12 protein-coding genes are annotated in these 13,820 nt (G+C 35.0%); 5 read left to right on the top strand and 7 right to left on the bottom strand.

Annotated features, from left to right (window positions below; genetic code table 11):
* Positions 1–106 precede the first annotated feature (106 nt).
* The 3 genes from ACFIJS_RS02860 to ACFIJS_RS02850 are packed head-to-tail and all read right to left on the bottom strand — an operon-like array spanning position 107 to position 1,373.
* A complete protein-coding gene (locus ACFIJS_RS02860) occupies positions 107–373 on the bottom strand; it encodes a hypothetical protein (protein WP_375649751.1) in 267 nt (88 codons plus the stop codon).
* Positions 363–749 carry a hypothetical protein gene (locus ACFIJS_RS02855; RefSeq protein WP_375649749.1) on the bottom strand — a complete coding sequence of 129 codons (387 nt, stop codon included), beginning with the start codon at positions 747–749 and terminating at the stop codon, positions 363–365. Before ACFIJS_RS02855 ends, ACFIJS_RS02860 begins: the two co-directional genes overlap by 11 nt.
* A 27-nt stretch (positions 750–776) precedes the next feature.
* Positions 777–1,373 carry a DUF1134 domain-containing protein gene (locus ACFIJS_RS02850; RefSeq protein WP_375649747.1) on the bottom strand — a complete coding sequence of 199 codons (597 nt, stop codon included), beginning with the start codon at positions 1,371–1,373 and terminating at the stop codon, positions 777–779.
* Positions 1,374–1,589: 216 nt separating this feature from the next.
* Between ACFIJS_RS02850 and chpT the strand changes: the two genes are divergently transcribed.
* Positions 1,590–2,228, top strand: a complete 639-nt coding sequence (gene chpT / locus ACFIJS_RS02845; protein ID WP_375649744.1) for a histidine phosphotransferase ChpT — start codon at positions 1,590–1,592, stop codon at positions 2,226–2,228.
* A 224-nt stretch (positions 2,229–2,452) separates the two neighbouring features.
* Here the strand turns inward: chpT and ctrA are convergent, their stop codons facing one another.
* Positions 2,453–3,154: a response regulator transcription factor CtrA gene (gene ctrA, locus ACFIJS_RS02840; protein ID WP_375649742.1), complete on the bottom strand. Its 702-nt coding sequence runs from the start codon at positions 3,152–3,154 to the stop codon at positions 2,453–2,455.
* A gap of 562 nt (positions 3,155–3,716) precedes the next feature.
* Here ctrA and ACFIJS_RS02835 point away from each other — a divergent pair.
* The gene (locus tag ACFIJS_RS02835; RefSeq protein WP_375649740.1) at positions 3,717–4,103 is read left to right on the top strand and encodes a flagellar export protein FliJ; all 387 of its coding nucleotides are present in this window, start codon (positions 3,717–3,719) and stop codon (positions 4,101–4,103) included.
* 146 nt (positions 4,104–4,249) lie between these two features.
* Here ACFIJS_RS02835 and ACFIJS_RS02830 read toward each other — a convergent pair whose 3' ends face one another.
* Complete coding sequence (locus ACFIJS_RS02830) at positions 4,250–4,525, bottom strand: DUF1153 domain-containing protein (protein ID WP_015856675.1); 276 nt, start codon at positions 4,523–4,525, stop codon at positions 4,250–4,252.
* Between the two features lie 400 nt (positions 4,526–4,925).
* Here ACFIJS_RS02830 and mnmA point away from each other — a divergent pair, with 400 nt between their 5' ends.
* On the top strand, positions 4,926–6,149 hold the full coding sequence (gene mnmA, locus ACFIJS_RS02825; RefSeq protein ID WP_375649737.1) for a tRNA 2-thiouridine(34) synthase MnmA: 1,224 nt from the start codon (positions 4,926–4,928) through the stop codon (positions 6,147–6,149).
* Between the two features lie 278 nt (positions 6,150–6,427).
* Here mnmA and ACFIJS_RS02820 read toward each other — a convergent pair whose 3' ends face one another.
* On the bottom strand, positions 6,428–7,237 hold the full coding sequence (locus tag ACFIJS_RS02820; protein ID WP_375649735.1) for a TrmH family RNA methyltransferase: 810 nt from the start codon (positions 7,235–7,237) through the stop codon (positions 6,428–6,430).
* 765 nt (positions 7,238–8,002) lie between these two features.
* Here ACFIJS_RS02820 and ACFIJS_RS02815 point away from each other — a divergent pair.
* Positions 8,003–8,911 (top strand): cation diffusion facilitator family transporter, encoded by a 909-nt coding sequence (locus ACFIJS_RS02815; protein WP_375649733.1) that lies wholly within the window; start codon positions 8,003–8,005, stop codon positions 8,909–8,911.
* Positions 8,912–10,202: 1,291 nt separating this feature from the next.
* Here the strand turns inward: ACFIJS_RS02815 and ACFIJS_RS02810 are convergent.
* Entirely contained in the window at positions 10,203–11,042 is an 840-nt protein-coding gene (locus tag ACFIJS_RS02810) for a DUF1460 domain-containing protein (RefSeq protein WP_375649730.1), read from the bottom strand.
* 754 nt (positions 11,043–11,796) lie between these two features.
* On the opposite strand from ACFIJS_RS02810, the gene ACFIJS_RS02805 reads away from it, so the two are divergent.
* Positions 11,797–13,017 carry an MFS transporter gene (locus tag ACFIJS_RS02805; RefSeq protein ID WP_375649728.1) on the top strand — a complete coding sequence of 407 codons (1,221 nt, stop codon included), beginning with the start codon at positions 11,797–11,799 and terminating at the stop codon, positions 13,015–13,017.
* Positions 13,018–13,820 lie beyond the last annotated feature (803 nt).

Genomic DNA, 13,820 nt, shown 5'->3' with positions numbered 1-13,820 from the left:
TTTAGCTTAGCAAGAAAGTCACGTTTAATAAAAGAATTTGGGTTATGAAAGTTACAATGAACCTTTGTTGATTTTACTCTTCATTTAAGGTGTTTTAAAAGATAACTTATTTAACGGGGCTTTTGGAGAGAAAAGTTATTTTTTTGCGAATACGTGATGCTAGGTCATTTTCGCTTTTGGATTTTTGAATCAATGTGTTGATGGTTGATGCATCCCCCTCTTGTAGCGCTATTTGAGTTGCCAATGTTGCTGCAAGTTCTTTTGTTTCTTCACGGAGTTCTTCTAGTAATTGGTGGTTAGCAGTCGTGTCAAGCTCATGAGGTTGGATTTTTTGTAAACGTTTCTGGTAGTGTGCGATTTTTTCACGCATCATTTTTCTTTCCTTTGAAAGTGTGTATTGTGGCGATATTTTGTTTAATTGCTATCGCTTCTTTGGTGAGAGTGTCTTGTGTGGGGAGGCATAGCCGATAAAATTGTTCTGTTACTTGGCTCAGTTGTATTTGTTGTTGGGCGTATTTTTTTTGCAAAAATTCGTACTTTTGTTGGTTGTTTGCTAATTCTACAGCATGTTGCGCACGAAGAAAATCGTGATTTGCTTCTATTTCCGCGAGTGATAATGGCATTTGCGCACAAACATCTTTATACGCAAAATGAACGGCTTTACGCCAAATGAAAGGAGACAAAAGCACCAGTAACCAAGAAGTGAAAGCAACTCCAAGAATAAAAAAAAGAAACGATTGAATAAGCATAATACTCCTTTTCAAATAAGAATACGTTTAAAACGGATTCCATGTCGGTCTAGGTGTTAATTTTAAATATCCTATATTGATACCAAGGCGTGCGCCGATTCCTGTACGTATTGGGATTAACAAGGTATTATGGTATTTGAGGACATGAAAACCAACACCTGCAATTAAATAGGCCGAACCTGAAATACCACCATAGCGTCTCCATAAATTATTTATGCTATTAAGATTGTAAACTAAGATCATTAAACGGGAGCCTTGGCCGCCAAAATCCCATCCTACTGAGGGACCTTGCCAAAAAACTTTATGTTGACCATAGCTTTTGGTAAAAACCCTTCCTTCGCCATAGGTTAATCCAGCAAAAAAGGCACCAGAAGCTTCTTCTCCTAAAATATAGGCATTGGGATAACCGTATTGTGAAAAAATATTTTGAATTGCAACAGCCAGACCACTGGCTGTTTTTCCAAAAAAAATATGACCAGAATCAATAATTTCTTGGAGTGAATAATGGGGTTCGTTTTGCTCTATTGGTTTTAGTTGAGTATGTGCAGCGTTTATGGTGATGAATAAAAGGAAGATTAAAGATATAATATTTTTGTACCAGTATTTGAGCAGAGAGAGAGCCATGGAGTTTTCTCCTTTTATTAGTGATAAACAAAAAGATAATATTAGAATTTTCATTCTATTCAAATAGAAAATAAGATATAAGGTTATTTAAATTCTTGAATTTATTTCTGATTTTTTTTTAGCATGATTGTTAATGCTTTCTATTATGCATCAGATGTTAAGAGTTTTTCTTTAAAATAAAGTTTGTTTTTTTGAATCTAGGAGTTTTCAATCATTATGACGTTAGATGTTTCTTTGAAGCCGATGGATTTTGCTGCTTTGCTTTGTAGTCGTATTTGCCATGATTTGATTTCACCTGTGGGTGCTATTCAAAATGCAATGGAGCTTTATGATGAAGGAGGAGCTGAAGAAGATGCTTTACAATTGGTGCGTTTATCCGTTGCGAGTGCTGCTGCACGTCTACAATTTGCGCGATTGGCTTTTGGTTTTGCTGGTGCAAGCGGAGGACAAATAGATACACGGACTGCAGAGCAGGTTGCTCAACAATATATGAAAGAAGAAAAAGCAACTTTAAAATGGCAAGCTTCTTCTTTATTGTTACCAAAAGATGAAGTTAAACTTTTGCTTAATTTATTATTGATTGCAAACGCAACAGTTTCTCGTGGTGGTGAAATTGTTGTTATGATTTTGCAAGAAGAAAATAAACGTTCTTTTCGATTTGAGGTTTTCGGTAGAACTCTCCGTATCCCCCCTCATTTTCTTGCGTTATTTCGTGGAGAAGTTCAAGAAGAGCTTATTGATGCACATGTCATCCAATTTTATTACACAATGTTACTTGCTCAGATGACAGAGATGAAAATAAATATTGATGAAAGTGATGGTTGTATTGTTTTAGAAAGTGTAAAAAAGCTTTGAATAAGAGAGAAGCGCTTAAGCTGTGTTGGGAAAAGTGGCTTCGATTGAACTTATGAGCGATAAGGTTATATGTGTAAATTGGGTGTGGTTACTTCTTAAGCTTTAAGCGCTTTCTATATGAGATTTTTAGTGTGCGAGTTCTCTACTTTTAATAGAGAAAAGATCTCGAGGAAAAAATCTCGGCCCGCTACACTCCGAGATTTTACAATGTGCATATTCACTGCTTAAGCGGTTTTTCGTACGTTCTCTTCAACTGGATCACGTAATACATAACCACGTCCCCAAACTGTATCAATGTAATTTACACTGGAAGAGACTGCTTCCAATTTTTTCCGCAATTTACAGATAAAAACATCGATAATCTTTAGTTCTGGTTCATCCATTCCACCATAGAGATGATTGAGAAACATTTCCTTGGTAAGGGTGGTGCCTTTGCGTAAAGAGAGAAGCTCTAACATTTGGTATTCTTTACCGGTTAAATGAACAGGGCGCCCTGCAACTTCGACAGTTTTTGTGTCAAGGTTAACCGTGAGATCTCCGGTAACAATAACCGATTGTGCATGTCCTTTTGAACGACGAACAACTGCATGGATACGTGCAATGAGCTCATCTTTATGAAAAGGCTTCGTCATATAGTCGTCTGCTCCAAAGCCAAAACCACGGACCTTGTCTTCAATGGCATTCATACCAGAAAGGATCAGGACAGGAGTTTTTATTTTTGCCAACCTTAGAGTCCGCAAGACATCATACCCTGACATGTCAGGGAGATTCAGATCAAGCAAAATGATATCATAATCATAGAGTTTTCCTAAATCGACACCTTCTTCACCCAGATCAGTGATATAAACATTAAAGTTAGCCGACTTTAACATCAACTCAATGCTTTGAGTAACTGCTCTATCATCTTCAATTAATAATACGCGCATTTTAGATCCCTCACTTTGCTCCTTCACGAATCATAAGGAGCATTTCTATTTTATAATCAGTTAGCAAAACCACTGTTATAAAAACAATTCATGAAATCAAACACTTATAACAAAGTGTTTATGAATATTTCAGTAGTACGCGTAACAATCACTACTAAATTCCCCACTATCCATGATAGTGGTTAACAAAATATTTTTATTTTTGAAAGAGGCTACAAAATTATTTTAGAAAAATCGCATATTTTTTAACATAATAAAAAAGAAGGGCTTTTTCTATAAACTTTAACTTAAAAAAATTTGTAAAAGAGCATTATAAATTACTTTTTACAATTTCAGTGTTTGTTTACTGAGCTTTAAACCTCTTCATTTTATAATAGGGGGAAGTAAAGAAATAGTTATTGCTCTTTTAAAGCAGATTGTATTTTCAGATGCTTTAATGAAAGGCAAAAATTATTATAATTTCAAGTCAATAGACTGTTTTTGTCGGATAGACATATAACTAAAAGGTATTTATTGGGTGTGAATGCGAGTTTTGAGTTGGCGCAATCAAGGAGTAGTGAGTATGAAGCCACGAGAAAGTATGGTGCGATTGAGAATGTTTCAAGTGCGTGGAAAGCGTCGTGAAATTGCACAGCTTGAGATGATGATCGCAGAATTTGAACGAATGGCGTTAGAGCTGGAAGCACAGATTACTAATGAAGAACGTAAATCTGGGAACAATGATGTTCACCATTTTGCTTATTCTGCTTTTGCGCGTGCAGCGCGGCAAAGACGTGATAATCTGATCAATTCAATTCGTGATTTACAGCTTCAAAAAACAAACGCTGAAATTGCTCTCCATGAAGCTAATACGGAGCTGCAACGTGCACAGCTTTTGGAAGCACGAGAAAAGAAGATTGTTGCGGATGATGAGGATATTTTGATTCAATCTAATTCAATGGTTGGCTAATTTAATGGCTGGATGATAAAAGCAATTATTGACAAATCCATTCTTTCAGATTTATCTTTTGGATATAGTATAAAACAGCCAAATTTTTATCAAGTTTGGCTGTTTTATAAATTGCTTTATGTTGTCGAATCATAATCAATGGCAACTTAATGCCTATAGTTTTGAATCTTGGTCGTTCGTAATCCCGCTAAACCGTGTTCATCGATCAAACTTTGCCATGAAAGAAATTCTTCTACAGTCAAAGTATAACGTTGGCACGCTTCATCAAGACTTAACAATCCACCTCTGACAGCCGCAACGACTTCAGCTTTGCGACGAATCACCCAGCGCCGTGTTGTTTGCGGCGGTAGGTCGGCAATTGTAAGCGGACTTCCATCTGGCCCAATAACATATTTCATTTGTGTTTTTATCAAATTGGTCATTTGTATCCTCTACCTTTCGTCAAGGACTTGATTCGTTTATAGAGCATGAAATTTAAAAAAGAGCTAAACGCGCTGAAAGAAAAAATTAATAAAGTGATTGAGAATGTAAAAAGAAGCTCAAGTGAAGTGTAGAAGAGATTCTTGCAATATTTTACTATATTTTAAAAAGAGCAAAAAAGGTTTTATAAAAGGATTTCTCCCAAACGATTACTCATTATGCCTTATTTCTATCATTCTTTTTTTGTTTGCAGCAGCTTTTAAGAAAGTAATGCCTATGGTTGTGGAAAAGATAAAAAAACAATATAAAGGCAAACAATCGTGTAAAAGTGCTGAAGAGCGTGCATCAGAATGTTAACATATGGGTAGCCATTAAACAGAGCATTAAATAGAGAATGAATACATGTTTTTAAACAGTCTTGATTTACCAGGACAACCTAAGGATTCTCGCATTGTTGTTGCAATGTCGGGGGGGGTTGATTCATCGGTTGTTGCAGGTCTTTTGAAAAAGGAAGGGTATAATGTTATTGGTATTACGCTGCAGCTTTATGATCATGGGGCAGCAACGCATCGGGTGGGGGCGTGTTGTGCAGGACAAGATATTGAGGATGCACGCCGCGTTGCAGAAACATTAGGAATACCGCATTATGTTCTTGATTATGAAAAGCGCTTTCGCGAAGCTGTTATTGATCCTTTTACAGAAAGCTATGCTCATGGAGAGACACCAGTACCATGTATTGCATGTAATCAAACGGTTAAGTTTTCTGATTTATTAGCGACGGCACGCGAATTGGGCGCAGATGCTTTAGCTACGGGACATTATATTCGCTCGCGTTCCCACGGAGCACATCGAGCACTCTTTCGTCCTCTCGATAATGATCGTGATCAGAGTTATTTTCTCTTTGCAACGACACAAGAACAGATTGATTATTTGCGTTTTCCACTTGGTGACCTTCCAAAAGCTCGCGTTCGTGAAATGGCAGCAGAAATGGGCTTTGTGGTTGCCAATAAGCATGATAGTCAGGATATTTGTTTTGTTCCACAAGGAAAATATTCAGATGTTATCGCGAAACTGCGTCCAGAAGCAGCTAATCCTGGCGTTATTGTCCATATTGATGGAAAGATTTTAGGTCAACATTCGGGAATTGTTAATTATACGGTTGGTCAACGTCGTGGTATTGGGGTGTCAACGGGTGAAGCGCTTTATGTGGTTTATCTCGATGTGGAAAATGCACGCGTTATTGTTGGACCGCGTGAAATGTTAGAAACGCATAAGCTTTTTTTACGTGATGTGAATTGGCTTGGTGATGAGTCGTTAGATAATTTCCCTTCTCAAGGTATTGAGGTGGCTGTAAAGGTGCGTTCAACGCGTCCTCCTCACCTTGCGCGCTTACATTATAAAAAAGGTATTTTTTCCGTTGATTTATTGGAATGTGAAAATGGTGTGGCACCAGGGCAAGCTTGTGTTCTTTATGATGAAAATAGTCATGAGGCGCGGATTCTTGGGGGAGGATTTGTAACACATTCAGAACGTGCGGCCGATACTGAAATGATGTTGAAGCGCGTTTTATGTAATCTCAAAACAAAAGCTTCTGTTTCCTCTGAATTAAAAACAACAACTTCATAAAACATAATAAATTGATTTATAAGAATAATTTTTAACCTTAAATTTGAATGAGAGACTTCCAGAAGATTTTCTCATTGAAAGTTTGTTTTATGATTGAATCCATCAACATTATATCTTCTGCACGTCATAAGCGGGATTAGGGTGTGGAAAGTAATGAAAAAAATATAAAAATGTTTTTTAATCAATGCTTTCAAATACTAGGGAACAGCAACATTATTGGGGACTAGTAGATAACATACAACATCGGATATGTTTTACAACTTAAAGTGTTATCATCTTTAGTGGTCAAAGTTGGTAAAATGGGCAAGTGCAATACCTAAGGCTGTGGCAACATTAAGGCTGTCAAAACCGTTAGTCATGGGAATACGTAAGGTTTTTGATTGTTGGAGTATATGGGGTGGTAAGCCATCACCTTCTGTTCCAAAAATAAGTGCCATTCTTTTGGTTTTGTCGGCTTGCTTAAGAGTGTGTGAGGCAGAAGGGGAGAGTGCATAAAGATGAAAGTTTTCATCGTTTAGAGCAGCTATAATGTCATTTATATCAGCGTTTTGCGTATAGGGTACTTTTAAAGCAGCGCCGGCAGAAACTCGTATTGATTTGCGATAAAGTGGATCGCATGAAGTTTTGTCGACAATAAGGCCATTACTGGCACAGGCTGCTGCATTACGAAAAATTGATCCCATATTATCGTGATTCGAGATACCACATAAAACAAGAATTAAAGCTTTTTCTGGAAGATGTTGTAAAAAACTTTGTAAGGATGGTAGTGTTTTGCGTTTACCAATACCCAGAACACCACGATGGACATGGAAGCCGGTGATGTTATCCATAACTTTTTGTGGAACACAATAAATAGGACATAGAGGCTGTGTTTTTTCTAAAAGCGGTAGAAGTCCAGAGAGACGGTTTGCTACGATGAGTAGTGAGATGGCAGAAAACTCTCTCGAGTGCAGTAATGCGGACAATGTTACTTTGCCTTCAGCAATAAATTGATGTTGTCGTCCAATAAGATCTTTTTCACGGATATTATGATAGGCTTTTAGGCGTGGATTATCGGTTTCATTGATTGTTGTGATATTCAAATGCATGCGAGATTTTTAGTGCTTTTTTCTTATGATTTCCAGATGTTAGAATTTGTTTTATTTTAAAAAAAGAGATAAAAAAACATTATTTTAAAACTTATGGTAGAATTTATGTTGACAATATACAACTATAGGTATAGTATGAGAATACTGGTATGGAATCATATATTGTTTTCGTATTAGGTGCAGTGTCTTGGGTCCCCGCTATTTCCCAAGTTCTGTATACCCTTAATTTCTAAGGGAAAAGAATCTGGGTCCCCAATGCCCAGATTCTTTTTTGAGGGTATCATTGTTCTTCTTTTTTATATCTCAATTTCTTAGTAAATGATATTTTAAAATCCTGTTGACTTGTAAGGTTACAGTAGAGTGTTAAGATATTTTTTCTAAGGTGCAAAGATGGCTTATAGATGGATTATAATGCACATCATAAGACTGAAAAATAACGCATGATCGTGATACATTTTAAGCAAAAACAAGTTTTTCGTTTATGAGACGTGAGATGGCTTTAAGTTATTCAGAAAATGATTAATAATGAAGGTGATGTGTTTGATTGTTCTTGGGAAAGCTCTTTTTTTATTATTTTCCTCTCTTCTTCCTTTATTGGTGCTGTTCGTGTAACTGAGCAGTTTTTACAATAATAATGGTGAGCTGAGGCGTTTATTGTATGATGAAGCTTCTGTAATATTGAGGAAAGATCGTCGTTATGCCAAAAGTATAATGATATGGTTGAAAATATTAATTCCCTATTTCGTGAAGAAAAGGATGAGGTTCATGGATGTAAAAATCAATATACAAAGCTTAACTTTATACTCTATTTTTATTGCGTGTATTGTTTTTGCTTTGAAATATTGGGCATATCACATCACAGGTTCGGTTGCACTTTATTCTGATGCATTGGAATCAATCGTTAATATCCTTGCGTCATTGGCAGCATGGTGGGCTGTTAAAGTGAGTATGAAGCCAGCAGATCATGATCATCCCTTTGGGCATCATAAAGCGGAATATTTTTCCGCAATTCTTGAAGGGGTACTCATTATTATTGCGGCAATTGTTATTTTAAGAGAAGCATGGATAGCTCTTTCTACCGTTAAATTGTTGCAGAAGCCTGGAATATGGCTTGCTATTCATCTTATTGCAACTGTCATAAACTGTATGTGGGGAATGGTTCTTATTTGGCAGGGAAAACTCCATCGCTCACCGGCTCTTAAAGCTGATGGAGTACATTTTATAACTGATGTTTTTACGTCGCTTGCAATTTTAATTGGTTTGATTGCTGGTTTTGTTGGAGGATGGGGAGCTTTAGATCCAATTTTAGCGATAATCGTTGCCGTTAATATTCTCTTACAGGGCTGGAAGGTGATTAGAAATGCTGTTCAGGGATTAATGGATGTTGGCGTTGAATTGAATGAAAATATGCGGATTCGGGAGCTGATTTCTGCAAATGCATCGGGTGCGCTTGAGGTCCATGATTTGCGGACGCGTGTTGCTGGGAGGGTTACTTTTATAGAGTTTCATTTGGTTGTGCCTGCTGTAATGCAGGTAGGAGAAGCACATAAAATTTGTGATAAAATCGAAGCTGTTCTTCAAAAAGAATTTGATAATGTACGTATTTCTATTCATGTCGAGCCTGAAGATGAGGCAAAATTGCCTCCCGGTACAACGGTAATCCCTTTTATATAAAAAGATTTTTCAAATTGTCTGTTATGTTATAATGGCTGTTTTTTATGATGGAGCGATTCATACCTCTCGAAAATACGATGATGCTCTTTTGTTGATTTTATTTTTGCATCAATCAAGTATACAAGGTTAAACAGAGTATTTAAGGCAAGATTTATTCTATTTCGTTAAAACACTGTCATTTAAGGTGTGGTGAGATAAGGCATATAAAATTTGATCTATTAAGTGTTTTTAGAGTATGGAGTAAATATTCAAAATAGGACTTACTGCTGTATTCTTTTGTAAGTGAATCTCATGAAATGATTAGCAGCTTAAATCCATTTAAGAAAACGGATTGTTTACAGACTGTTGGGAGTAGATGTTTCGTTGCTTAGGGCGAAGAGGAGTGAAGCCTTCGTAATAAGTTTAATGAGATTTAATTATAAATTTTATATAAAAGTTATGAATAGGGTTTTAAAGTTTGTGATCATAGATTAATCATCATTATTGTTGCTAATAAATGTATTGTTTTATCGATACAATGGATTCTGTTTAGAGTGTTCTTTATTGCATGAAGGATGGGGACTCATTAAAGAATGAAAAAAATAATGCTCATGTCTCTACTCTTTGAAGGATATTATTGTCGTTGCTGTAGAAAATCGCAAAGCGGAACTAAAGAATGATGCTAAAGATAGAAACTGGTTTTAATTGATGCTTTCATATTTTCATTCCAATCTGGCATCAAAATTTTACAAGGACTCGTACAGTACTGGTGCATCCTAATCATAAATATGCTTCTACATTAGAGCTATTTTAATTTGATAGACAATAACAAAAAACAAAGAATTTATAAGGAAAACAATGCTATAAAGTCAAAAATTTATATGCAATAAATTAGAGAGGTAGATCGAATTTTTATAAAATACTTTATGAAACAACACTAAACATATCTGGCTTTACTTTTACTTATTTTTACAAACGTTCGTTTGTGTCTTTTGCGTTATATTCGTAAAGATCAGATTAGCGGTAATCTAAAGACAACTCTTGGTTGAGAATATGAAAGGAAAGCGTGATACTATAGTAGACTTTTTTCTGTCTTTATCGTTCAACCAGTATAAAGTGATTATAAATCCGTGATTTCTCCAAAAATGATTTTGTCATACCTATAAACAAAGTTAGATCAAAACGACTTTTTTCTCTTAAAACTGTAAACAAATATATTGTATCCGTATAGCTTGAACGAAGTCAGATGTTTACCTGAATGACGACAGTATATATTTTAAGGATAGAGAAGATATTTCATATCACTATGATGTTATTCAAGAGCTCTTAAAACAATGATTCCTGGTGTTTTTTCAACATAATTCATAAAAGGAGAATCAACGACTTTTTCGTTTTCTTTTCGTGAAGAAGCATTTCTTAACATTGGCCCTTTATCTGTCATGATAAAGAAGCCCACATGTGTTACATCCAATCCAGCAAGTTTCGTATAAATACCAATGAAATCACCAGACTGTAAACGACCTATAACCTCCTCATTAATAAAGTTACTTGGAATATACGTTATTGTGCGTTTCACAACTGGCAACCCAGGTAGATAGTTTCCACCATCAGCTTTTTTGTTGAGATATTTTTCTATTTTTACCGCATGGGGACTTATTTCAGCGGTAATATCAGTGGCGAGTTTATATTCTCTATAAGCCCAATCTGTAAAAAAATGTTTCCGATTTAAAAAATGAACATTACCGTTAATATAACGTGTTTTTATGACGTTATTTATGAATTCTGTTTGGGATGTTGATTTGCGCAATGCTTCAACATAATCCAGATAAGTGAAGCAATCTAAGCCTCTAAAGTCAATAATCAGTTTTTCTGGTATATTTTCTGAGCCATGTAACATATTTGCTTGGTAAGGTGTCCCTAAAAAAGCTTCAGAAAGAAAGCCAATTAGTGCTCCTTTTTCCTGATAATTTGTTTTTGAACGTTTTTTGAGAAGAGCATTTAATTTATTTAGAGTATAGGGATCTAGGTTTACGTTGGTTTTTTGTTGTGTTTTTATTTTATTTCCTAAAATACTCTCTTGTGAATCAGAATCCTGAACATCATATCCCGTTACCAGCATTAAAATAAGAATTAATAGGGATATTTTTCGCATTTTATACACCCTTTTTGAATTAACAGTTCATGACTAACTATTTATAAAAATACTATTTTTAAAATGCTTATCATGATCATCGTTAGATTTAATGGTAGCATATAATTATTAAGAGCATCAATGAATATAAAGATATAATCATGTTTTTTAAGGTTACACAAATTGCAAGCGATATGAATAGTTTCTAAGATTACAGAATTAAAAACTATTTCTCTAAATATACTTATTTTTTAAATAAAAATTATTGTCAAATAAATATTTTTAAAAATATGATGATCTTTTTACGTTGTTAAGCTGTTCTGGTGATGCTGCTTTAACCTTATAGAACATTCTGAGGGTGAGAAAATTTTTAAGAGCTTATTTTAAAAAGGTTTCAATTGCTATAGGATATCTAACGTATCAAATGGAATTGAGATTCCTGAAAACGGTAGTATGAGAGGCGGAAATGATGTCTGATAAATCCATCATAATGTCTCTAAAACTATTGGAAATACTCTGTGTTTCATGAAATTTTGTTCATGAAGTGGTTGCACAAATATTTTGTTGCGTATGATGCAAAAAATATTTTTTATGCTTTGATAATGATATACAAATTAAAGCGTAATTTTATAGTTTTATCTTGACTTTTACTTAAATTTTTACTTTGTTATTATTTTATATGTGAAAAGTATACGGTATAGAATATTTTTAAAAGGAAGAGGGAGTGAAAAGATAGCGGGGGGAGTAATTGTATGCGTAAAATAGTGTGTATGTTATGCAAGACCAAATGCTCAATCCGAAATTTGTTCAGCGTGGGCTCATTTTAGTATTCATCACTTTATTGTTAGATATTCTTGGTATTGCGATCATTTGTCCTGTGTTGCCTGAATATTTTTCTCAATTAACTGGAAAAGATGTCACTACATCTTTTGTAGAAAGAGGGAAATTACTTGCAACTTATTCAGTGATGCAGTTTTTGTTTGCTCCTGTTATTGGCAATCTCTCTGATCGTTATGGTCGTCGTCCTATTTTGCTTCTCTCTATTATCTGCTTTGCTCTTGATAATCTCATATGTGCTATAGCATGGAGCTATTCTATGTTATTTATCGGGCGTCTTTTGTCAGGGATAAGTGGCGCTAGTTTTGCAACTTGTACAGCTTATCTTGCGGATATATCCGATGATAAAACCCGTACACGCAATTTTGCTCTGTTAGGCATTGCATCTGCATTGGGGGTTATTTTAGGATCGTTTATTGGTGGTTTTTTAGGTCAGTTTGGCCCGCGTATTCCGTTTTATTTTGCTGCTGGTTTTTCATTCATTAATTTTATTTTTTCTTGGGTTATGCTTCCAGAAACTCTTTCTCTATGGAATAGGCGTTTTTTTGATATTAAGCGAGCAAATCCCTTGGGTGCTTTTTGGCACCTGAAACAATATCCGATGGTTCTTTGGGTGTTATTGGTCTTTTTTCTTTATTGGTTTGCAGAATCTGTATGGTTAAGCATTTGGGCTTTCATTGCAAAAGAACGCTATAATTGGAGTTCTTTTTCTATTGGGCTTTCCTATAGTGTTTTTGGGATAGTCCAATTTATTGTAGTCGCTCTCATTTTGCCTTATTTTTCTAAACGATGGAGTGATTGGCATATTGTTATAGTGGGGCTTTTGTTTTCTTCTGTTGCTATGCTGGGCTATACATTTGCGACGCAGGGGTGGATGGTTTATATGGTTTGTGCGTGTACAATGCTTGAATATCTTGTTCATGCACCTATGCGTGCTATTGCTTCAGCGCAGCTACCGGCAAATGTACAAGGAGAACTGCAAGGAGCGATGACATCTGTTATTTCGTTAAGTTTAACATTTGGTTCTGTTTTTTATGTGTTTCTTTTTGAATGTTTTACAGATAAAAATGCACTGTTTTATTTTTCTGGTGCTCCTTTTGTTGGAGGCTTTTTTCTTCTGGTTGTTGCGACAGTTATTTTTGCCTTGCGGGTACGTTAATTTGTTGAGAGAGGGCTGGTATGTACTATTTTGCTAAAGAATGCACAAGATAAATGAAATGTATCGTTTTATAGGCAGAAAGTTTTTTGTGATATTTGTTTCACAAAGTGTTGTATAAAATATCGATATATCTTTCTCAGTTAGTGCGAATAATTTTTTTATTTTGTGATATTGTTTGTATAGTAGAGTCCGTATTTTTTCTATTGCTTGCAAATTAATATTCAGTGCTAATGCAGCAGCATATTGAAAAAAAAGATTAAAACGTATCTGCGTTAGATGTATCAGTACTGTGCGAACAATTTCAAATTTTATATGGCAAATTGGAAGTAAAATATTGCGTATATTTGTTTGAATCACTTCTGGAATCGAAAAAAATCTTATTTTGGAAGAATATAAAGTTGTAAAATTGAAAAGCCGCTTCCTGTTTTGTCATCACTTTTTTATTCGGCTTTATAGCTTTCAAGACTATCTAGGGTAATATCTTTTAAAAAGTAGAGATTTGTTGCATTGTCTCACACTTTAATTTTTTTTATTCTTTAATAGGAATTATGCTTCTCATACAAAATAGAATGCTTAAAATTGTATTGTGAATTCAATCTTTCTTTGAAAGAATAGCTTTCAATGCGTTGCTCTAATTTTGTGATAGTGCCAATGAAGAATATAAGGTAAAAAGTCACTGTTAATGATATAAGATCCCCTGTATATTGCTCCCTTTACATATATAAAAGATGCAGTACTATCATTCACTTTGCCAGTTTCCAATGTTCCGATGGTTCTTAGCTCTTGGTATGGTTAGGCACTTT

This window comes from Bartonella sp. OT172YNZD (assembly GCF_042193725.1).
Classification (GTDB): Bacteria; Pseudomonadota; Alphaproteobacteria; order Rhizobiales; family Rhizobiaceae; genus Bartonella; species Bartonella grahamii_A.
The sequence above is the reverse complement of the archived record's forward strand: the minus strand, read 5'-3'. Positions and strand labels throughout refer to the sequence as shown.